18 protein-coding genes and 3 pseudogenes are annotated in these 21,619 nt (G+C 41.3%); 16 read left to right on the top strand and 5 right to left on the bottom strand.

The window, feature by feature from the left end; all coding sequences use genetic code 11:
* Positions 1-238 precede the first annotated feature (238 nt).
* Positions 239-1,342 carry a GntR family transcriptional regulator gene (locus HNR44_RS14225; protein ID WP_184404983.1) on the bottom strand — a complete coding sequence of 368 codons (1,104 nt, stop codon included), beginning with the start codon at positions 1,340-1,342 and terminating at the stop codon, positions 239-241.
* 297 nt (positions 1,343-1,639) lie between these two features.
* Here HNR44_RS14225 and arfA point away from each other — a divergent pair, with 297 nt between their 5' ends.
* From arfA to HNR44_RS14170, 12 genes and pseudogenes are all read left to right on the top strand, one after another.
* Positions 1,640-3,160: an arabinosylfuranosidase ArfA gene (gene arfA, locus HNR44_RS14220; protein WP_184404982.1), complete on the top strand. Its 1,521-nt coding sequence runs from the start codon at positions 1,640-1,642 to the stop codon at positions 3,158-3,160.
* Positions 3,161-3,184: 24 nt separating this feature from the next.
* Positions 3,185-4,678, top strand: coding sequence for an L-arabinose isomerase (gene araA / locus HNR44_RS14215; RefSeq protein ID WP_184404981.1), 1,494 nt, complete (start codon positions 3,185-3,187; stop codon positions 4,676-4,678).
* An 18-nt stretch (positions 4,679-4,696) separates the two neighbouring features.
* The gene (locus tag HNR44_RS14210; RefSeq protein WP_184404980.1) at positions 4,697-6,382 is read left to right on the top strand and encodes a ribulokinase; all 1,686 of its coding nucleotides are present in this window, start codon (positions 4,697-4,699) and stop codon (positions 6,380-6,382) included.
* A gap of 304 nt (positions 6,383-6,686) precedes the next feature.
* Complete coding sequence (locus HNR44_RS14205) at positions 6,687-7,160, top strand: glycoside hydrolase family protein (protein WP_184404979.1); 474 nt, start codon at positions 6,687-6,689, stop codon at positions 7,158-7,160.
* Entirely contained in the window at positions 7,063-7,680 is a 618-nt protein-coding gene (locus tag HNR44_RS14200; protein ID WP_246407508.1) for an arabinan endo-1,5-alpha-L-arabinosidase, read from the top strand. The genes HNR44_RS14205 and HNR44_RS14200 overlap by 98 nt, the downstream gene beginning before the upstream one ends.
* Entirely contained in the window at positions 7,674-7,892 is a 219-nt protein-coding gene (locus HNR44_RS18125; RefSeq protein ID WP_425489460.1) for an FIMAH domain-containing protein, read from the top strand. Before HNR44_RS14200 ends, HNR44_RS18125 begins: the two co-directional genes overlap by 7 nt.
* 351 nt (positions 7,893-8,243) lie before the next feature.
* Positions 8,244-9,569, top strand: coding sequence for an ABC transporter substrate-binding protein (locus HNR44_RS14195; protein ID WP_343069524.1), 1,326 nt, complete (start codon positions 8,244-8,246; stop codon positions 9,567-9,569).
* Between the two features lie 78 nt (positions 9,570-9,647).
* A complete protein-coding gene (locus HNR44_RS14190) occupies positions 9,648-10,586 on the top strand; it encodes a carbohydrate ABC transporter permease (protein WP_425489459.1) in 939 nt (312 codons plus the stop codon).
* 17 nt (positions 10,587-10,603) lie between these two features.
* Entirely contained in the window at positions 10,604-11,446 is an 843-nt protein-coding gene (locus HNR44_RS14185) for a carbohydrate ABC transporter permease (protein WP_184404977.1), read from the top strand.
* Between the two features lie 36 nt (positions 11,447-11,482).
* Positions 11,483-12,103 carry a YesL family protein gene (locus HNR44_RS14180; protein ID WP_184404976.1) on the top strand — a complete coding sequence of 207 codons (621 nt, stop codon included), beginning with the start codon at positions 11,483-11,485 and terminating at the stop codon, positions 12,101-12,103.
* A 447-nt stretch (positions 12,104-12,550) separates the two neighbouring features.
* A pseudogene (locus HNR44_RS14175) lies at positions 12,551-13,622 on the top strand (dihydroxy-acid dehydratase domain-containing protein); the annotation flags it as partial.
* Positions 13,599-14,522, top strand: a pseudogene (locus tag HNR44_RS14170) (U32 family peptidase). The pseudogenes HNR44_RS14175 and HNR44_RS14170, both read left to right, overlap by 24 nt.
* A gap of 221 nt (positions 14,523-14,743) precedes the next feature.
* Here HNR44_RS14170 and HNR44_RS14165 read toward each other — a convergent pair.
* Entirely contained in the window at positions 14,744-15,439 is a 696-nt protein-coding gene (locus HNR44_RS14165) for an L-ribulose-5-phosphate 4-epimerase (RefSeq protein ID WP_184404975.1), read from the bottom strand.
* Between the two features lie 172 nt (positions 15,440-15,611).
* On the opposite strand from HNR44_RS14165, the gene HNR44_RS14160 reads away from it, so the two are divergent.
* Together HNR44_RS14160 and HNR44_RS14155 are read left to right on the top strand one after the other, a co-directional pair.
* The gene (locus tag HNR44_RS14160) at positions 15,612-16,661 is read left to right on the top strand and encodes a galactitol-1-phosphate 5-dehydrogenase (protein WP_184404974.1); all 1,050 of its coding nucleotides are present in this window, start codon (positions 15,612-15,614) and stop codon (positions 16,659-16,661) included.
* Positions 16,662-16,852: 191 nt separating this feature from the next.
* Positions 16,853-17,367 (top strand): annotated as a pseudogene (locus HNR44_RS14155) (transposase); the annotation flags it as partial.
* A 247-nt stretch (positions 17,368-17,614) separates the two neighbouring features.
* Here HNR44_RS14155 and HNR44_RS14150 read toward each other — a convergent pair.
* Together HNR44_RS14150 and HNR44_RS14145 are read right to left on the bottom strand one after the other, a co-directional pair.
* Positions 17,615-18,313: an ABC transporter ATP-binding protein gene (locus HNR44_RS14150; protein WP_184404973.1), complete on the bottom strand. Its 699-nt coding sequence runs from the start codon at positions 18,311-18,313 to the stop codon at positions 17,615-17,617.
* Entirely contained in the window at positions 18,310-19,416 is a 1,107-nt protein-coding gene (locus HNR44_RS14145) for an FtsX-like permease family protein (protein ID WP_184404972.1), read from the bottom strand. Before HNR44_RS14145 ends, HNR44_RS14150 begins: the two co-directional genes overlap by 4 nt.
* Before the next feature lie 540 nt (positions 19,417-19,956).
* Between HNR44_RS14145 and HNR44_RS14140 the strand changes: the two genes are divergently transcribed.
* Positions 19,957-20,679 (top strand): DUF1648 domain-containing protein, encoded by a 723-nt coding sequence (locus tag HNR44_RS14140; protein WP_184404971.1) that lies wholly within the window; start codon positions 19,957-19,959, stop codon positions 20,677-20,679.
* A 138-nt stretch (positions 20,680-20,817) separates the two neighbouring features.
* Complete coding sequence (locus tag HNR44_RS14135; protein WP_184404970.1) at positions 20,818-21,057, top strand: P-loop NTPase family protein; 240 nt, start codon at positions 20,818-20,820, stop codon at positions 21,055-21,057.
* Between the two features lie 206 nt (positions 21,058-21,263).
* Here the strand turns inward: HNR44_RS14135 and HNR44_RS14130 are convergent, their stop codons facing one another.
* Entirely contained in the window at positions 21,264-21,605 is a 342-nt protein-coding gene (locus tag HNR44_RS14130; RefSeq protein ID WP_184404969.1) for a hypothetical protein, read from the bottom strand.
* Positions 21,606-21,619: the final 14 nt, after the last annotated feature.

The following is a 21,619-nucleotide window of genomic DNA, read 5'->3' as shown; positions in this document are numbered from 1 at the left end:
CTGGAATCCCTTTTTCTTTGGGGCGCGAAACTCGAGTTTATAATATCGAGAGGTTGCGTTTAAGTTTTGATTAAAGAAAACGGACAATGGGGAAACCACTGTCCGTTAAAATAACGAGTCGATGATCGCCTGCAAAAAAATCATGCTTGATCCAATTACCATCACAATGTTATTAATTTATCCAGAATTGGAAGATTAGAAGGTTATAAGAGTAACACCATGGGTTGGGAAGAGGGGATTATATGGTTGTTGTCGTGGCAGCAGTAAGGTCCTTGGAAGAATTTCTTAAAACCAGTTCAGGTTCATAAACGATGGAATCGACTTCCCTGTCCCGACCTTCGATTAAATCAACAATCATTTTCGCTGCATCTTGTCCTAACTTTTCTTTTGGGTGCTTGGCGGAAGAAAACTTAATCTCGGTAGCTTCCGTAAAATGGGAATCATCAATACCCAGGATGGAAATGTCGTCAGGGACACTAAGTTGATGCGATCGAAGGACTTTCAAAAGCTTAATCACCAGTTCATCGTTATAAGCCACAATACCCGTCGGCTTATTATCATTGCGCTTCAAAAGTTTACCAACTTCTCGTACGGATTTATCATTTTTTTCCAATGTAGAGTACGTAATTAACAAGGAAGGGTCTATTCGGCAATTGTGTTTACGATGCGCCTTGAAAAACCCCTTCATCCGCTGAATGCCTTGGGTGTCATCATTTTTAAAAGCACCAATAATATTTTTGTGTCCACGCCTAATCAGATGTTCCGTAATTAAAAAACCTGCCGCTTCGTCATTTAATGTTAAGCTAAATGGATCCAATTCTTCATAATAGGCGTGAAACATAACATAAGGAATATTGGAGTTCTCCAGATTTAAATAATAACTTAAATTTGGATTGGAAAAAGCACTTTTTGTAGGCTCGATAATCACCCCGTCTACTTGTTGGGTTAAGATATTTTCAAGTGCAAGTTTTTCTTTTTCAAACTCATTATTTGTACTGAAAATCATCACATTGTAGCCTTTATCGCTCAGATAACTCTCCGCCCCGCGAATTAAATGCGGGAAAATATAATCGGAGATGTAGGTTGTAATGATTGCAATATTTTTGCGTGAAGGATTATTAACCATGTTGGAGCGATCCGCACAAAACGTACCTACCCCATGATTTCTATAAAGCCATCCTTCACTCACTAATTCCCCGATCGCTTGTCTAATTGTATGGCGGCTAACTTGAAATTCCTCAACGAATTCATATTCAGAGTTAAGTTTTTGATGAGGTTGAAAAGATCCATCAAGAATTTTTGATTTAATATGCTGTTTGATTTGTTTATATTTAGCAGTCATGGTTCACCTCGCTACTAGAGTATACCAAACTTGAACGTACAATTAAATCGAAAAAGATAAAAAATAACAAGAAAGCGATTGCATTATTCATTTTGGTGTGTTTCAATAATAATAACTTATACGTACAAGTGTTTATTTTTAGTGTTTTTCTCTATACTCTGAGAAGGAAGTGATACATAAAAAGGACTTATGCAAACCCAAGATGCTATGAAATGCGTATATGAATTTATTAAATATTAGAATTTTAGATTTTTGTGGGTGTTTTCTGATTATTTCTGAGTTAGGGTGTGATTAAAAATGAGCAACGAACAAATCAGCGCAAAGGTAATCGTGGATAAAGAATACGTACTCTCCGATATTGATGAGCGAATCTATGGATCTTTCATCGAACATTTAGGAAGAGCAGTCTATGGAGGCATTTATGATCCCGGGCATGAACTTGCTGATGAAAATGGCTTTCGGCAAGATGTACTGGATTTGGTAAAAGACCTACAAGTACCGATCGTTAGATATCCTGGTGGAAACATGGTATCCGCATACAATTGGGAAGATGGCATTGGCCCTAAAGATCAAAGACCAAGGCGTTTGGAACTTGCGTGGAGCACCATTGAGACGAATCAAATTGGTACGAATGAGTTTGCTGAATGGGCCAGGAAAGCAGAATCAGATGTCATGATGGCCGTGAATTTAGGGACAAGAGGTATGGATGCAGCAAGAAATCTTCTTGAATATTGCAATCATCCAGGCGGAACCTACTATAGTGATCTTCGGATCAAACATGGCTATAAAGATCCGCATAATATCAAAACCTGGTGCCTTGGCAACGAAATGGATGGTCCATGGCAAATGGGAGGAAAAACTGCTGAAGAATACGGAAGGGTTGCTTATGAAACTGCGAAAGCAATGAAGATTGTGGATCCATCCATAGAATTGGTGAGTTGTGGCAGTTCTAATTACAATATGCCAACATTTCCCGATTGGGAAGCAATAACGCTTGAACATACGTATGATTTTGCCGATTATGTCTCCCTTCATCAGTATTACGGAAATCATGAGAATGATACCGCCAATTACTTGGCGAAATCATTGGATATGGATGATTTTATTAAAACGATCATTTCTACTTGTGACTACATTAAAGCAAAGAAGAGAAGCAATAAAACGATCAATCTCAGTTTTGACGAGTGGAATGTATGGTATCACTCGACGGAATCAGATAGGGGTATGCAACCTTGGCAAGTGGCGCCCCCGCAATTGGAAGATGTCTATAATTTCGAGGATGCACTGCTTGTTGCCAACATGATGCATACACTGATCAATCATTCAGACCGGGTGAAAATTGCTGCTATGGCTCAACTCGTGAATGTGATCGCGCCCATAATGACCGAGAATCAAGGCAAGACTTGGAAACAGACGATTTATTATCCCTATTATTATTTATCGGTTTATGGGAGAGGTAAGGCTTTAAAACCAATCATTCAATCCGATAAATATGATTCTAAAGAATTTACGGATATTCCGTATCTGGATAGTGCCGTTGTTTATAACGAGGAGAGAGATGAGTTGGTCTTGTTTCTAACAAATAGACACTTAACGGAGCCGCTGAATATAGAGTGTGATTTACGATCTTTCGAAAACTTCCATGTTCTTGAGCACGTGGTATTAGAGCATGATGATCCTAAAGCGGTCAATACAAAAGACGAAGAACAAGTGAGACCACATAATATAGGGAATGCAATTATCGACAACCAATCTTTAAAGGCGGCGGTTCCTAAAATGTCCTGGAATATGGTTCGTCTAAAAAGGAAAGTGGATTAATTCAAAATAGAGGTGTAACAATTCATGTCGGACAATCGAAAATATTCAATTTGGTTCTTAACCGGAAGTCAGAACTTATACGGACAAGATGCCATTAAGGAAGTGCAAGCCAATTCCGAGCAGATCGTAAAGCGGATGAATGAATCCGGATCTGTTCAGCAAAGTATAGAATTCAAAGGAGTAATGAAAACTTCCGATGAAATAAGAAAGACATTGTTACAAGCAAACGCTTATGATCAATGTGCCGGGGTGATCACTTGGATGCACACATTTTCCCCGGCGAAAATGTGGATTGCCGGATTAAAACAATTGGGTAAACCTTTGCTACATTTTCATACCCAATATCATAAAGAAGTTCCATGGGAATCCATCGATATGGATTTTATGAATATCAACCAATCCGCGCATGGTGACCGCGAATTTGGTTTCATTACAGAGAAGTTGAACATACCGAGAAAAATTATCACCGGTCATTGGGATGATGAAGATGTTTTACAAAGGATCGGAAAATGGATGAATGTAGCCGCTGCTCATGCAGAAGGTCAACATTTGAAAATTGCCCGTTTCGGAGGCATTATGCGGAATGTTGCAGTAACTGAGGGCGATAAAGTTGAAGCTGAGGTAAAATTTGGCTGGAAAGTGCATGCGCACGGAATCGGGGAAATTGTTGACGAGATTGGACAATTACGAGAGGAAGATCTTGCATCAACGCTAGAAGAATATGAAAGCCGATACAAGATTTCAAAACAAGTCAAAGAAGAACAATGGGAAGCAGTCAAAGAACAAGCTAAAATCGAGGTCGCTTTAGAACATTTTCTGGAAAAAAATAACTATCAAGCGCTTACAACAAATTTTGAAGACCTTAATGGAATGAAACAACTCCCCGGCTTGGCCATCCAGCGTCTCATGGAAAAAGGATACGGTTTTGGCGGCGAAGGGGATTGGAAAACAGCTGGCTTGGTTCGGATCATGAAAATCATATCGGGAAATAAGAAAACGTCGTTTATGGAAGATTATACGTATCATTGGAAAAAGGGCGAAGAAAGTATCATCGGCTCTCATATGCTCGAAGTTTGCCCAACAATCGCCGGTGAAGGCGAACAGCAAGAAATACAGGTGAACCCACTAACGATGGGTGGCAAGGAAGATCCTTCACGATTGGTATTTAAGGGAATGGCTGGTGAAGCCGTAAATGCAGCAGTTATCGATTTGGGAGAAAGGTTTCGCTTGGTGGTCAATAAAGTAAACGCCATTGAGAACCATGAATCGATGCCGCATCTTCCTGTAGCAACGATTATATGGCAACCGACACCATCGATGGAAGTATCTACAGAATCCTGGATTACTGCCGGGGGTGCTCATCATACTTGTTTGTCTTTCGAAATAGACGCAGAGGATCTAAAAGATTACGCGGAAATGGTGAATATCGAGTGTGCCGTGATTGATGAAGAAACAAGGGTAAATAGCTTTAAAGATCAGTTAAGAAGTATGTCGGGTTATTGGAAGATGAATGTATAGGTAAGGAGCAGGTTAGTAATGAGCAAATATACAATAGGTGTGGATTTTGGCACCGAATCCGGGCGCGCGGTAGTGGTTGATTTAGCAAACGGAAAAGAAATAGAAAATGCCGTGACGGAATACACACACGGGGTGATCGATGAAAAATTGCCAGATGGAACAACGCTTTCCGATGATTGGGCGTTGCAACATCCTCACGACTATATTGAAGTATTGACGACTGCAGTACCTGAAGCTATCCAAAAGGCGAATGTGGATCCTCAAGATGTAATAGGTATTTCCATTGATTTTACATCTTGTACGATGTTGCCTGTAGATGAACAGAATCTACCTTTATGTTTGCTTGATGACTTGAAAGAAGAACCGCATAGCTGGATAAAACTTTGGAAGCACCACGCTGCACAGCCCCAGGCGAATGAGCTAAACCGGATTTTAGAAAAGAAGGAACGCCATGTTTTGTCACGTTACGGAGGAAAGCAATCTTCTGAATGGATGATCGCCAAAATTATGCAAATTCTGGAGGAAAAGCCGGAAGTCTACGACCGAACCGATCAATTTTTAGAGGCAACGGATTGGGTCACATCGGAAATGACCGGAGTAGTAAGAAAGAATAGCTGTACGGCAGGCTACAAGGCGATTTGGCACAAAAGAGAGGGATATATACAGCCCGATACACTGCGTGCCCTTTCCCCTAAACTTGTGGATCTCTATGACACTAAATTGCGGGGTGAAGTGTATCCCCAAGGTGAAAAAGCAGGAGAATTGCAACCTGAAATGGCGGAAAAGATGAACCTCCCTGCAGGAATAGCCGTTGCTGTTGGAAACGTAGACGCACATGTGAGTGTACCTGCGATGCGTGTAACCCGAGAAGAAGAAATGGTCATGGTGATGGGAACATCGACATGTCACGTATTGCTTGGAAAAAATGAGCGCGCTGTTGAGGGAATGTGTGGTGTAGTTGAAGATGGTGTCATCCCCGGTTTCTATGGATATGAAGCTGGACAGCCAGGCGTAGGGGATATCTTCAATTGGTTTGTAGAGAATTACATTTCTGAAGAAGTTCAAGTAGAGGCACGCGAGCAAGGCAAAAACATTCACCAACTAATGGAAGAAAAAGCCTCTCAGTTGAAGCCGGGTGAGAGTGGATTGTTAGCGTTGGATTGGATGAACGGGAACCGTTCAATTCTTGTAGACGCTGACCTTACAGGGTTGATTCTAGGACTCACAATTTCCACTAAACCGGAAGAAATCTATCGCGCACTGATTGAAGCCACTGCTTTTGGGACATATCGAATTATTAATAGCTTTGAGGAAGGTGGTGTGCCGATTCAAAGGCTATATGCTTGTGGGGGACTTCCTTTTAAAAATAAAATGCTCATGCAAATCTACAGCGACGTCACAAACCGCCCCATCTACGTAGGAGAAAGCGAACAGCTGCCAGCCGTCGGTTCAGCCATGTTCGCCGCAGTAGCAGCTGGAAAAGAAGTAGGCGGATACAGTGATATAGAAGAAGCAGCCAATCACATGGCAAGATTGCACCCTGAACCATACCTGCCAAACCAAGAAAATCACGCAATCTATCAAAAACTATATGAAGAATACAAACGCTTACATGATTACTTTGGACGCGGGGAGAATGATGTTATGAAGAGGTTGAAGGGGTTGAAGAATCATCGGAAGTCAAAAGTGATATTAAAAAGTTAATAAACGGGGGTAAAACATGAAAGCGCAGTGTCACATGTTGATAGCAATATAGATTTTTCTTGTTGCTTTTGGGGGAGAAGCTTATGGAATTGAAGATCTAGAATCCGAGCCAATTGAAATTATACGGTCAATATAAATACCTTAGATGTCATCTTTGAAGAAATACCGAACAGTGTGGAAGCGGAACAGTTCTCTTTTGTAGGGGAATCAGATAGACGTTTTAGCTGCTAATGTCATTGATCCAAAGGAAAAAAAGAGCATTGTTCGTCTGGATACGACTGATCAAGTCGAAGGTGAAGAGTATATGCTCTACTATGAAAATGAGCAGACTACCCTTTCACTTAAAGTGCCAAACCTTCCAGAAGGAAAACTGGATATGACAGGTGACATTGGAGAGTTTATTCCTGGAGAAATTGATGATCCGGTGCATGACTCTTCGATCATTCAAGATGGAGATACTTACTATGTGTTTTCAACGGGAATTTTGGATGAAGAAGATCCTGGTGGTATTTATGTTCGAAAATCGAATGGATCGTTAGAAGGGCCATGGGAATCTCTTGGTGAGGTCCCTCTTCCGGAGTGGACACTCGATTACAATGTGGAGCATCTTTGGGCTCCGCAAGTTGTAAAAAATGACGACACATATTATTTGTATGATGCAGCCTCTTCTTTTGGAACTAATGATTCAGCAATTATCACGCACGGAAACACCAGGAGATCTGGAAAGTTGGGAAGACCTCGGTCCTGTTTTGACATCCGAATCTGGAGATCATTTTAATGCGATCGATCCCCACGTTTTTCAAGATGGTAATAAGTGGTGGATTGCCTTTGGTTCACATTGGGATGGTATCAAACTCCAAGAGCTTAACGACATGACAGAACCGATCGGAGACATTCATAGTTTAGCTTCTCGGCCGGATGTTGAAAGCAATCCTATCGAGGCACCAACGATATTTAAAAAAGGTGAATTTTACTACTTGCTCACATCATGGGATACGTGTTGCAGCGGTATCGACAGTACTTATAAGGTCGCTATGGGGCGTGCAACATCTGTCACTGGACCTTATGTCTACAAGGATGGTAATCGACTCGATGAAGGTGGGGGAACAGTGATCCTTGGAAGCGAATCAAATCAAATAGGTCCTGGTGGGCAAGATGTTTACGAGAAATTCGGAAAATACTATATGATTCATCATTATTACGATGGAGATGCTGATGGTGTCATTAGAATGCAAATAAGACATATGGAATGGAAGGACGGATGGCCATATTTTAGACGAACCGGATGTAAATGCTGAAGATATCAAAGAACAAGTTGAGCAATACCAGGTCTGGAGCATTTGCAAACAAAGAAGCACCACATGCGTTACTCCTGCACTTGACTGCAATAAGTCATTACGAAGACCAAAAAGCAGAAGAAAAAGTCCTACGACACTTGGGAGGCTTAAAACACTTGCTGGATAATCAGAAAGAGAATGATGTGATAATGAAGAGGCATATGAAGTTATAGCACTTTAGCTGAGAGGTTAATTGGAAAGTGGGAATAGTTTTTCAAGCATAATTTTAGTGAAGCATCGATGTTTTCAGATTTCTAGAACTTTCTTTGTTGACCCTATGCAACCTTAGAAGGTCAGAAAAGAGGTGTTCTTTAAACTGCATGTGATTTTATATCTTTGGTTCAATCACATTTCGCGGGGGAAGTCATTTAAGCCGTTTATTCGAGACCGCTGCAATACGCATTTTATGAAGCAAACTGATTAATCTCCCCGTACTTTGTGAAAGAACCATATCTTTAAATGTTTGCTCTGTTCCAAAAATAGCACCTTATATTATGATGGCGGTTTCAGGGAGGGTAATAAAAGTGAATAGGATATATTTAGGGTTGGCGATAATTCCGGCACTTGTGCTAGCAGCTTGTGGCGGTGATGGAGAAGAAGAGGACCCGGAGGATACCGAAGTATTTGGTACTGATGACGGTGAAGCAACAGAGTTAACTTATTGGACGTTTCAGCAGCTTCATATTGATTTATTTGAATCGGCTGTAGATAGATGGAATGAAGAAAATCCTGATGACCAAGTGACTTTAGTTGCTGAAGTGTTCCCTTATGATCAGATGCATAACAACTTACGTCTTGCGCTTCAATCCGGTGAAGGAGCTCCAGATATTGCTGATATTGAAATCAGTGAATTTGGCACTTTCCTTGAAGGGGAACCGCAATTCGAATCGATGAATGAGTACGTTGAACCTATATTTGATGATGCTGTTGAAGAAAGGTTTGAAATTTATGCTCAAGATGGAGAGTATTATGGCACCCCTTACCATATCGGTGCAACCGTTATGTATTACAATACTGAAATTATGGATGAGGCAGGCGTAGACATTGATTCAATTGAAACGTGGGATGATTACGTTGAAGCTGGTCAGCAAGTAGTTAACAATACGGATTCCATGATGGCAACTGTGGAAACAGAAGATGATTTCGGTTACTGGGCTATGGTAAGTCAACAAGGATCTGATTTCTTTGATGAAAATGGAGATCTTACATTAGATAATGGTATAAATATAAGTACACTTCAATTCCTTCAGGATATGGTTTATGAGCATGAAATTGCTGAACCAGCACCTGGTGGTGAGCATCACGCAGAGGAGTTCTACGGTTATATGAATGACGGCGGAGCTGCTTCTGTGCTCATGCCAATGTGGTACATGGGACGATTTACAGATTATATGGAAGACCTTGAAGGAAAAATTGAAATTCGGCCTATGCCAACCTGGGAAGAAGGAGGAAATAGAACTGCTGGTATGGGAGGCACAGGTACGGTTGTCACAAATCAGACAGAAAATCCAGAACTTGCTAAAGGCCTCATGTCTGAAGCCAAGATTAGTGAAGAAGCTAATATAGCGCTTTGGACAGATCTTGGGTTTGACCCGCCGCGATACTCTGTGTGGGATAGTGAAGAGGTTTTAGAAGATAACCAGTTCTATCAGTTCTTCGGTGATGATATCTTCGACTTGTTGGCAGAATTAACCGATGAAGTAGAAGCTCTTAATGTTACTCCTGATACAGCAAGCGTAGCCAATGAATTAAATACGAACGTATTTAACGAGGCTATTCGAAATGAAGGGGACCCAGAACGGGCATTAAATGATGCTGCTGAGGCAGTTAGAAGCGGTGCGACAGACTAACAAATTTAATAAAAAGAGAGGGGGATCTTACTTTCTCTCTCTTCTTAATTATTCGTTGAGTGAGGGGAGGATGACACTTTGGAAAAAACTACTGAAATTAAAACAAAACAAGATCGTCTGTATACTAAACCATCCCTTTGGTCTAAGATAAAGACTTCTAAACGGATTGCTCCTTATGTATTTGTGTCTCCGTTTATTATTTCCTTTTTGGTTCTGTTTCTTTACCCGATGATTCAGGCATTCATTATGAGCTTTCAATCTATATTACCTGGGCAGGTGACATTTGTAGGGTTATCAAACTATGAAAGGTTACTGACTCCTAATTTTTATACAGCACTACAAAATACAACCATTTATGTTATTTTAACGGTTATTATTTTAGTAGTTATTCCCCTTATTTTAGCTACATTCTTAAATAGCAGATTACTAAAATTTCGAAACCTTTTCCGGGCATCTCTATTTCTCCCGGCTTTGACATCAGTTATTGTTGCGGGTGTTATATTCAGAATGATTTTTGCAGAGTCAGATGCTGCGGTAGCAAACGCAACACTTGAGTTTTTTGGATTTGAACCTTTGGAGTGGCGCTATGGTTCTGTTACAGCTATGTTTTTGATGGTAACTCTAGCATCTTGGAGATGGATGGGCGTTAACGTTCTCTATTTTCTGGCAGCGCTCCAGAATGTGTCCGAAGAGCTGTATGAAGCGGCTGATATAGATGGGGCGACAGCGATTCAAAAATTTTTTTACGTAACACTGCCTTCCTTGAAACCGGTTATTATTTTCGTGTCTACCATTAGTATCATAAATGGATTTCGAATGTTTGAAGAAAGCTTTGTTTTTTGGGAAACCTCTTCTCCGGGAAATATTGGATTAACAATAGTGGGCTACATCTATCAAGAAGGGATCTCACAAAACGACTTAGGATTTGGTGCTGCTATTGGGGTAGTGTTGCTGTTGATTATTTTTATTATCACTATTCTACAACTGAAATTCGTAGGGGCATTTAAGGACGATTAGAAGAGGTGTGCAATGTTATGATTTTAAGAAAACGAAAAATGTGGAGTGCAATAATAACAGCTGGATTCGTAGTGATTACGATAATTGCCTTATTCCCAATTGTGTCTCTTTTGGTTGCATCTTTTCAACCTGCTTCTGTATTGATGAGAGACGGGTTAACTTTTCTTATAAACCCTGCAGAACTAAATTTAGATAGCTATGTTGCAATCTTCTCTGAGGAAGCCTCACAGTACTGGAGCTGGTATGGTAACAGTTTAGCAATAAGTGCTATCTTGATTGTTCTATCGTTGTTTTTTTCATCAATGGTTGGTTATGCGCTGTCTATGTATAATTTTAAAGGCGGCAAACTTATCTTTGTGCTTGTTTTGTTTACTCTAATGATTCCATTTGAGATTTTGATGTTACCACTCTACCAGCTTATGAATGACTTAAATCTAATGAATACGTATATGGCTGTTATACTACCAATGATTGTAGCCCCGATAGCAGTGTTTTTCTTTCGCCAATATGCGCTGGGTCTGCCTAAGGATTTAATGGAGTCAGCTCGTATGGATGGTTGCTCAGAATTCGGTATTTTTTTCCGGATTATGGCGCCATTAATGGTGCCGTCTTTTGCAGCAATGGCTATTCTACAAGGTTTAATGAGCTGGAATAACTTCCTCTGGCCTCTAGTTGTCTTGAGATCAAGTGATATGTTCACACTTCCGGTTGGTTTGGCTACACTTCTAACACCATATGGAAACAACTATGAACTGCTTTTTGCAGGATCGTTATTAACAGTTGTGCCCATTGTCATTTTGTTCCTGTTCTTCCAACGTTTCTTTATTTCTGGTCTAACCGTGGGTGGTGTAAAAGGATAGTTAATAACTTGTCCATATAAAGAATGGGGGATAATCATGCAACAACAGGTCAACAAGATAGATGAATTATTCCAATGGTTAACAAGGCTTGCATTTTTAAACATACTTTGGATCGGAGCAAGCATTGCTGGTCTGTTTGTTGTTGGATCGTTTCCGGCACTAACCTCTATGCTTACTGTGTGTCGGAAATGGATAATTGAAGGAACAGAAATCCCTGTATTTAAAACATTCATGAATGCATTCAAACAAGATTTCTGGAAAGTAAATATTATTGGCTGGGTTCTATTAATTAGTGCTGTCATTCTTTATATTAATTTTGAGCTTCTAATGAATGGAATAATTGATTTTTCTCCTATAGTCGTTTTTGCTTACTATTTCCTTGTAATTTTGTTTGCGGTTGTTGCAATGAATATCTTTCCATTATATGTGCATTACGACACGCCTTTGTTTAACCTTTTTAAAAATGCAGTTGTTATTGGTTTCGCTAGAATACCAATAACTCTTGCCTTTTTTGTTTTAATAGGAGGGGTTATCTACTTTTCTCTTTTAGTACCTGCTGTTATTTTATTTTTCTCAGGCAGTCTTCTCAGTTTTACAATTATGAGGATAATGCTGTTAACTACAGACAAAATTGATAATCGAAAACAAACCGCATAGATTGTTAATAGCTTCCAGCTATATGTTTATGCGGTTATATTATCATGCCGCGTATAGATCTTGCAGCTGGGCGGTAATACCGGAGAGGTCGGTCTGCCAACATTTGAGGATGAGTGGCCAACCCTGATGTAGGTAGAGAATGGATTGACAGTAGTGCTCTTTGAGTTGTTGCATGACAAAGGTTTGTTACGTGTCATGAGGAAGAACCGTTGGTTTCAAATGAAAAATCCCCAAAATCGTAGTAAGGGAAAAGTTCCCCTTTATTGGCGATTATGAAGGGGATTTCAACAAAGAAATTTTTACGGTTCATACGAATTAAATTAAAAACCAATCTCCTACCGGTGGTAGGAGGATAACCAAAAGGATGCGACAATGAATCCCTTGCCGCATTCGCCTCGGGCCTCGGCGAATGCCGAGAGGCTATTACACTAAAAGGAGTGATGGAGTTTGACCAAGTTCCCTCTAATTGAAAACGCTTATAATCCATATAGAGATAACGTGCAAGGCAAAGCAAATGAGCCAATTACAGTCGCAGGATTGTTAGATCGTTCTAAGCAAACGCTCGGACAATACTATGAAGGTGATGTTCCAGATTGGACATTGGAAGAGATCTATGATCGCCTTGATAAAATGCTCCCCGAATTGCAATTATTGGCGGTTCTTCGGATCACCCCGCACATATTATGGATTTTCAAACATCATCTAGAGCTGCTATCCGAATATGGCAAAATGGAGGGGTTCCGTTTTATTTCTCTACACCTGTGATGTGTGATGGCACTGCCCAAAGTAATCAGGGGATGAGTTATTCACTGCAAAGTCGAAATGCAGTGGCACAGATGATAGGAAATCAACTTGAGGCACATAACTATCATGGTGCGTTCGTTATTCAAGGATGTGATAAACAGCCGCTCGGTGTCGTTAGTGGATTGGCCCAATTGGATCGTTTGCGACAAGAGCGGGGAGAAGCACCGTTTATTATCGCGACTTTTCCCCCGGCTCATGTTCTTCAGGGCGGAACAATTCTTGATCCACTTTGGAATGAATTAGAGGAAATTGCAGAAAGAGCCAAGGGTCTGGGTCTTCCTGATATCGCTGATGACTTGCATGATGCCATGTCTTACATTCTTCAATGCTCTTCGAATACCTCTCATTCCAGGGTGTTTTTGAAAGAGCAGTGGCACATCAGGTGATCAATAAAACGGAACACAAATATTTTGAAAAACAATTGGCAGTAAACACATGTGATGAACAAGGTGGTGTTTGTGCTTTTAATGGTACTGGTAATAGCTCACGGCACATAGTTGCTGGTTTTGGTCTGGTTCATTCAGCTTTGGAGTTATTGACCGATGCACCTTCCCAAGAGGCAATTAATCAAGCTGTTGATCAATTTTCCGGAATGTTAAACAGGGAAGAATACGGTGTTTCCAAGCTCATTGCCGCCAACATAAACATCCATGAAATGAGGAGATCAAATGTGGAAATCACAAAAAATCTTTTGAGGCAACATGGGTATCCGGGTTCAGATATCTATGAATTACCCTCTTCCGAAAAGCGTTTTCCAGATGGCGCACAATATCGGGTGGAACTTCCGAGTGTAGAGGGCATCGCTGCGTTAAAAACGACCCTTGATGAGATTGAGCGTCATGATGTACTGATACACAGAATCTCTCAAGGTAGTGGCATTATGTTACTGAGTGATGAAGAAATTAAAGAAATGAACCAACTCGCCGCATAGAACCAAATGGAGTTAAGCATGTTTGTTGACCCCGTGGCACTTGGGATGTGAGGGCACAACCATTAAAGTCTGCTGGTCAAGTAATTGCTTTGCGACATGAAGGTGCAGATCAACTCTTGTATGCCATGGAAGAACTTCGTCACGGTGCTGAATTAGGTTTGTGGCGCATTGGTCGCAGATGAAGGGCTGCTGATCATGACTAAGAAAATGAAGGAAGATGGCTTGCTTCCGCAGGACTTTGTTATCAAAGTATCGGTGCAAATGATGGCTGCTAATCCGGTTTCCATTCGTTTAATACAAGATATCGGAGCAGACACGTACAATGTTCCTACAGCACTTACCTTGCCAAAACTAGCCGCAATTCGGGCAGCCATTGATATCCCGATTGATTTGTATGTCGAGGTGTCTGATAATTTTGGTGGTTTTCTCAGATACTATGAAATTCCGGAACGGATTCGGATTTTAGCGCCGGTGTACATTAAATTTGGTTTAAGAAATCATCCGGATGTCTATCCGTCAGGCAAACATCTGGAAGCACAAAATTTGGCACTTGCGAAAGAACGTGTGCATCTTGCCAAAATAGGGGCAGAAATGATCAAACGCTACACCCCTAATGCGATCACATCCAAAAAAGGGGCGGAGCATTTGGGGATTATGAAATTTTTTAATCAAACAGTTACTTAAGGTATGGGATGTATAGTCCTCTTCATAGCCTTCTATTATTTTTTTGGGCCGATGGCTTCAGCAATAATGGGGCAGCCTGAAATCAATATCGAAAATGAACCCCTTCATAAACTCAAATCGTTGGTCGGTCTGTGCTCAGTGATGAGTAGCGTTTAGGAGAATTTGAAGGTGTAATCATTACGCATCAGCCATCTCTAGAACTGTGTGGAATGTTATTCAAATTAATTTGATTGCCCATAATAAGCATTTTTGCCATGTTTGCGCTCATAGTGCTTATTCAATATGTGATGGTCAAGACGATGTGGTTGTTCGCCCTGAAGTAGCTCCGACAGAAAGGTCATTTTTGCAACTTTTTCAAAAACAACCGAATTGTGTATCGCGTCGGCAGGCGAGCGTCCCCAGGCAAAAGGTGCATGTCCATGGACGACAACCCCGGGTACTTTAAGGGGGTTTTTATGATGAAATGCTTCGATAATCACTGTACCCGTCTCTTTTTCATACCCGTTGTTCACTTCGCTTGGTGTTAGGCGCCTGGTACAGGGGATTTCCCCATAAAAGTAATCCGCGTGGGTAGTCCCCACACACGGAATGCTTCTCCCGGCTTGAGCCCATGCAGTTCCCCACTCTGAATGTGTGTGAACGATACCCCGGACTTCCGGGAAGGCTTTGTACAATTCCAGATGTGTTGGTGTATCTGATGAGGGATTTAAGGTACCATCAACCAGTTTTCCTTCCAGATCAACAACGACCATGTCTTTCATTTGTAAATCTTCATAAGGGACACCGGATGGTTTTATCACCATCAAATTTTCTTTAGGATCGTATCCGCTTACATTTCCCCACGTAAAAGTTACAAGATGGTGAGTCACTAACTGTTGATTCGCTTCAAGGACTTCTTTTTTCAAAGTTTCTAACATAAGCACCTCTCAATTGTACGTACATGTTATATAAAATAATAAAGGAATTCACTCGAATAATCAACCTGTTTATTGCAAATAAATGCTTGATTTTATAGGGACGGCATTGAAATCAGGGTAATACATTTATATAATGGTTCTAATTGTACGTACAACATGTGAGGTGTACCTATTGAAAGAAAAAATGAAAGCAGCAGTTTTATATGGTCTGGGTGATATTCGTTCAGAATGGGTGGATATACCACAATTAGGTGAAGATGAGATCCTTATTAAAGTAAAGTATTGTGGCATTTGTGGTTCCGACGTTCCGAGATCAATGGTTACCGGCGCCCGTAAATATCCGCTTATTCTCGGCCATGAATTTTCCGGAACCATCATGGAAATAGGAAAAAATTCAGGTTACCTCAAAACGGGTGCTCGTGTTGTGGTTGCACCATTGGTACCTTGTGGCAAATGCCGTCATTGTAAAGCGAGTCATTACGGGTTGTGTGATGACTATAATATCATCGGCACGGGAAGTGACGGTGCTTTTGCGGAATATGTCAAAGTTCCGAATAATCACGTACTGCCTATAGATGATCGCCTGGATTTTGAAACGGCAACAGGTACGGAACCGGCGAGCATTGGATATCATGGTTTGCAAAAAGCAGCCATTCAGCCAGGAGATGCTGTTGTCGTCATAGGTTGTGGTCCAATCGGCCAGTTGACATTGCAATGGGCGAAGATTTTTGGCGCAACGACAGTGATTGCCGTGGACATCTTCGAGGATAAACTGACATTGGCTAAAGAACTTGGCGCTGATATAACCGTGAATGCTAAAGAAAACAATATGATTGATAAAGTAAGAACATATACGGAGGGCGGGGCTGATGTCGTTGCTGAAACGGCAGGAAGTGTGATTACACAACAGCAGGCAATTTTAGCTGCAAGAAAAAAAGGACAGGTCATCTTTTTAGGCATCACTCACCAGGGGCTAGCGTTGAATAAAGAAGCCATGGATCACATCATGCGGGGTGAAATAACGATTAAAGGATCCTGGAATTCTTACACCTCACCTTATCCCGGTCAAGCGTGGCAATCGACATTAAAACATATGGGCGAAGGTGATATTCAATTTAAACCGATGATCTCTCGTTTGATTGGCGTAGATGACCTTGGTCGTTATCTTAAAAAGATGGCGGACGGGACATTGACACACAATAAGGTATTGGTGTCTTTTTAGCTGGAGTTTAAGCGAGAAACTATTTAACAAAAGGGGCTGGGACAAAACCCCGTAAGAATGAAAAAAGCGTGGTACTGACCGATGAAGGGAAGTACCACGCTTTTTTTATATGATCGATTAATTGTCGTAAACAAAAAGGGCACCCTCTGATAAAATTAAAGTAACCACATAATAACAGCGGAGGTGCCCTTATGTTTAAACATTATAACATGGATCAAGTTGTTTTGCCGCTAGATTTGGAAATCCAAATGCAAGAAAATGATATAGCTTACGCTGTGCATGATACGGTGGAAAATACCCCGGATGATGCATTCGAAGCTTTCCAGCGTGAAACGGGTTGTCCAGCTTATCATCCGCGGATGATGAAAGTCATTTTATGTGCGCAAACGCAATCGGTTTTTTCTGGCAGGAAGATTGAAGCATAACTGCAAGATCGTGTACGTATGATGTGGCTGGCTCAAGGGTATGACCCGAGTTACCGCACGATTAATCGTTTCCGTGTTCATCCAGACGTAAAAGAATTACTGCGTCAGTGCTTCATCCAATTTCGTAGCCAGCTTGTGCAAGAAGAACAGATTGAAGAGGAAGCAATTTTATTGATGGAACCAAAATCTAAGCGAACGCCAATAAAATTACCTTTGTTTGGCGTAAAGCGATTGAAAAATACAGTGCTCAATTGGTGGAAAAATCTAACCAAATGTATGATTAATTACTGGAAAAAGAGGGGCAAACCCTTATTCCACCCTCGATGCAGGGGATGAATTCATTTGTTTTGGTATGCTCCCCTAGTGTTAAAAGGCTTATGAGCGATTTGAGATGGACTTAGATAAAAGATAGCTATTGTGATGGTGAATTAAGTATTGGGTGGAAAGCCCGTCTTATTAGGCGGGCTCCATGCTATTTAACAACAAATGGTGGCAAAATCGTCGGATGCTACGTTTACCCCTTATTGGCTATGTGCTTACCATTTCTTTCATGCTTTGTTCAATTTTTCCGTCGGAAAGTGTGATGACACGATCGCATAGATCAAATAAACGTGTGTCGTGGGTAACCATGACTGCGGCTTTTTGCTGCTCTTTCACCTGTTTGGCCAACGTCTCGACCACTTCTTGTCCTCTGGAAGCATCAAGACTCGCGGTTGGTTCATCAGCTAGCAATAACTCCGGATCGTTCATCCATGCGCGTGCAATCGCAACCCGCTGACGCTCTCCGCCAGACAAGTTTGCCGGATAGTGTCTTTTTCGATGCGTAAGTCCCAACATCGCTAACCGTTCATGTGCACGCTTTTTCGCTTGTTGTTTGGGAAGCTTCGCGATTTTACCGATATAAAGCAATTGATCTTCAACGCGAAGATATGGAATCAAATGCGCCGATTGAAAAATAAAGCCAATGTTATGCAGCCGCATCGCTGTACTTTCCTTAGGACTCAATGTGGAGACGTTTTCCCCATTGAGTAACAGCCTCCCTCGAGTGGGTGTAAGCAGAGCCCCGGCGATGGAAAGCAAAGTGCTTTTTCCTGAACCTGAAGGTCCTGTGATGGCTACGAATTCTCCTGTATCAATGGACAGATTTACATCATCAAGCACGGTCGTTTTCCCGCTACCTTCACCGAATTTCATCCCTATATTTTCCATAACTAATTTAGCTGTCATGCTTCCATTCCTCCAATCGCTTCAAGAGCATCGACTTTTTTCACTTTATAGAGGGAGAGCAGTGAACCAAGTATAGCGACAACGATAAATAGTCCGGCAAGCAATGCAACCATCGTCACTGGTAACATGAAAGGCATCCCTACTGGCAATAATGCGGCAACCAGATAAGTTGCACCGATGCCTACTGCGACACTTGTAACAGAAATGATGACAACCTGTACGAGAATGGCCCGGGCAAGCTCACTTACGTTTGCTCCGATTGCTTTTAAAATCCCAAATTGCGTCAATTTCTGGATAGTGATGACATAAAAGAATGCCGCGAGCACGAATGCTGAAATGATGAATAGGAAAACAATCATCATCCACAACGAGCCTTGCTCCTCACTATAACCAGGAATTCCGGAAAGTGATTCTTGTATAGTAACCACTTCGCCGTCTCCGAGTTCGTTGTTCAGATCATTGACCGTCTCCTCACTAATCTCCGGGAGCACGAGCGCGCTTGCCAGAAGTTCATCGTCATCACTTCCCGGGTCGCTCCCGCTCATTTCCTGCCAACCCTCTTCGGTTACATATAAAACCGGGGTATGGCTATAGGTTTGGTTGCTCGTAAAACCTGAAATTGTAAAAATTTCTTCAGTCGTATCTTCGAGAAATTCATCACCAACGGCATAACCATCTTCTTGAATCGATTCATTGGCGAGTACTTCATGTCCCTCAGATGGCAGCTCGCCTTCGGTAACTTCAGGATACAAATTGGAGTCTGGATCGACGAAAAATTTAGTAATATCCGTGATAGATTCTTCCTCATCCTGAATCGTTCCTTGATGCACACCCAAAATTTGGGTATCATCAACATGGTTATTGACGATTTGTTGATCCTCGTCGTCAATGAGTGAACGTGTCAGTTGCAGTTCAGCTTCTTCATCGATGACGAAATATTCAGCTTCATTTTCCATGTTTTGAATAGCAGCAGCATTATCGTTCGCAAGCCCTTGTGCAAGTCCGGATACAAAAAGTACTAAAAACGATAATAGAAAGATGATAAGGCCGACCATGATATATCTTAGCTTGGAATAAGCTAATTCTCTCAGTGCTAGAAACACGTGATGACCCCCTTGTAATGATGTTGATTGATCAACCATCTATCTCTCATTATTAAGGAGATTTATGAACGCAATATGAACAAATGAAGGCAGGAAGTTGAAGGTTATGAAGGCGAGCATAGCATATACGAAGACGAAGGAAACGTAAGGAACATAAGGTGGTAGCAGACCTTGCTGAAAATTTGCCCCGACACCGGAATTTCTGTCTGCAGGGAGGGGGCAGTGCGGAGTTGGGAATCACTCGGCCCAAGTTGGGAAGGACCGCAGGAAAGTTAGGGCGTTCCAGGCCCAAGTTGGGAATCTCTTGTGCAAAGTTAGGAATTTCTGTCTGCAGGGAGGGGGCCAGTGCGGAGTTGGAATTTCTCGGCCCAAGGGAGGAATACCAGCGTGAAGTTCTCACTTAAGTTAGGAAGACCCCGTCTCAGTTTGTGCTTCTTCTAATGATCGTTTGTGCCTACGTTGCTTTTGTTTCGGCTGGCTTAAAAAGATGGATTCATGTTACATTAATAACGTTTATAGATACGAAGAGGGGATTTTCGTATGCAGGTCTACTCATTTTTTGATAAGAGTGACAAATGGATGGTGGTACTATTTATGGTTACCATTATCGCAACCGCTTTGCTGTATCCGTTGCTTCCAGGTCAAATGGTTATCCATATGAACGGTGATGGAGATCTTGGAAATTATGTGCCAAAGGTTGCCGCTGCATGGCTGATTTTAGGGATGTTACTATTCGAGTTAGTGCTACTTAATGGCGTGAAGAAGCTTATGATTCATAACGCTCTACAAACGACTTATGATTACGAAGTTCCCTCTGACGAAAATATCGAAAAGGCGAAAAAAGTAAAGAAATATATGATCACTCTCAAGGCAAGTATTGGCGGCATGCTGTTATTTATACATTTTTTCTTTTTATTTGTGAACATGGAGCTATTACCAGCAGCTATCATGGATGTATTGATTCAGGTATTGATTGGTGCTCTCTTTATTACACTCGGTATCGCGGGGTGGAAGTGTAACATTCCTGTAAACATGCCGGGATGGGGGAATGAGCAACCGGATGAGGTGAACCTTACGGTCAATCGGTTTACGATGATTGCCTTTGTCATTGGCGGAAGCCTTTCCCCAGTCAATGTCTTGATGAATGAACCATACACAACGATCTGGATGATTTCCATGCTAGGAGTCCTGCCGATCATTGGGATTATAGCAGGAGTCATTCAAGGCAATAAGCAATGGAAAAAAATCGAAGGTGATCCTTAGATTCAGACGTAAAAAGATCTACTTCCCCTATGCTCCTAGATACATGGAAGATCAACATCTGATCATCTCATTCTTGTTTTACTAAACAAATGAACGGGAAATTCCATTTCTAACAAACTTTCATAAGGAGGATTATCTATGTCCAAGCCAGGACTGAACACATTAAAGATAGGGGAACATTACAAAGCGCATGAACTCGATAGTTTTGTAAGTACGACTGACGCTGTTGTTCTATCTACGAACGCCAACCAGCTTTTTACAGAACCTGAACGAGAATATAAGGTTACCCATGAGTTTGAAGGATTTTTTGAGCATTCTTCTGAAGATGGTGAGAAATACTTCCGAGAGAAAAAAGCTTATGTGGTTGAAAAAGCTTAATACGAATAAGAACTGCAACCTTTATATAGAGGTTGCAGCTTTTTTAATCCTGAGGTAGTTCCCTGAGCTCAAAGTCAGGGGCTGGTATTCAACGGGAGCGCCAAATGGTGACCACTTTAATCAGCAATCCCGCGTGAAATTTATTTTGTCGATAAAAGTCGGATCCGATGGTGTTTACCCCTGGGGGTGATTTACTAAAGTGGGCTTTACCTTACTTTTATAAATTGAACTTCAAGCTCAATGGGGCGGTGCGATAATAAGTTAAAAACATCTTCTTGCCTTTCTTGGTTTTTGGCAATGTTTTTTGATGTTGTGTTAATTTCTCTACCCAGATGTTCTAGTTGCTTAAAACGAAGCTCAGCTTCTTCTTTAAAGGTGTTGAGCTCTTCTTTCACGGTGTTCAGGTCATTTTTGATCAATTGTTGCTCTTCTTGCATATGTTTCTGTTCTTCCTTGACGTTCCCTACTTCAATCCTAAGTTTTTCTACTACTATACTAACCTCTCGAACTTTTGTTAATATTTGCGACAATCCTTCATTTTGTTTCATTTCATCCTCTCCCC

This window comes from Geomicrobium halophilum, from assembly GCF_014207655.1.
In the GTDB taxonomy this organism is placed as follows: domain Bacteria; phylum Bacillota; class Bacilli; order Bacillales; family Marinococcaceae; genus Geomicrobium; species Geomicrobium halophilum.
Note: the sequence above shows the minus strand (reverse complement) of the source record. Positions and strands in the feature narration are given on the sequence as shown.

Coding starts and splice junctions, on each gene's coding strand:
- HNR44_RS14225 (WP_184404983.1), bottom strand. CDS start 1,342: ATGACTGCTAAATATAAACAAATCAAACAGCATATTAAATCAAAAATT.
- arfA (WP_184404982.1), top strand. CDS start 1,640: ATGAGCAACGAACAAATCAGCGCAAAGGTAATCGTGGATAAAGAATAC.
- araA (WP_184404981.1), top strand. CDS start 3,185: ATGTCGGACAATCGAAAATATTCAATTTGGTTCTTAACCGGAAGTCAG.
- HNR44_RS14210 (WP_184404980.1), top strand. CDS start 4,697: ATGAGCAAATATACAATAGGTGTGGATTTTGGCACCGAATCCGGGCGC.
- HNR44_RS14205 (WP_184404979.1), top strand. CDS start 6,687: ATGCTCTACTATGAAAATGAGCAGACTACCCTTTCACTTAAAGTGCCA.
- HNR44_RS14200 (WP_246407508.1), top strand. CDS start 7,063: ATGATTCAGCAATTATCACGCACGGAAACACCAGGAGATCTGGAAAGT.
- HNR44_RS18125 (WP_425489460.1), top strand. CDS start 7,674: ATGCTGAAGATATCAAAGAACAAGTTGAGCAATACCAGGTCTGGAGCA.
- HNR44_RS14185 (WP_184404977.1), top strand. CDS start 10,604: ATGATTTTAAGAAAACGAAAAATGTGGAGTGCAATAATAACAGCTGGA.
- HNR44_RS14180 (WP_184404976.1), top strand. CDS start 11,483: ATGCAACAACAGGTCAACAAGATAGATGAATTATTCCAATGGTTAACA.
- HNR44_RS14165 (WP_184404975.1), bottom strand. CDS start 15,439: ATGTTAGAAACTTTGAAAAAAGAAGTCCTTGAAGCGAATCAACAGTTA.
- HNR44_RS14150 (WP_184404973.1), bottom strand. CDS start 18,313: ATGACAGCTAAATTAGTTATGGAAAATATAGGGATGAAATTCGGTGAA.
- HNR44_RS14140 (WP_184404971.1), top strand. CDS start 19,957: ATGCAGGTCTACTCATTTTTTGATAAGAGTGACAAATGGATGGTGGTA.
- HNR44_RS14135 (WP_184404970.1), top strand. CDS start 20,818: ATGTCCAAGCCAGGACTGAACACATTAAAGATAGGGGAACATTACAAA.
- HNR44_RS14130 (WP_184404969.1), bottom strand. CDS start 21,605: ATGAAACAAAATGAAGGATTGTCGCAAATATTAACAAAAGTTCGAGAG.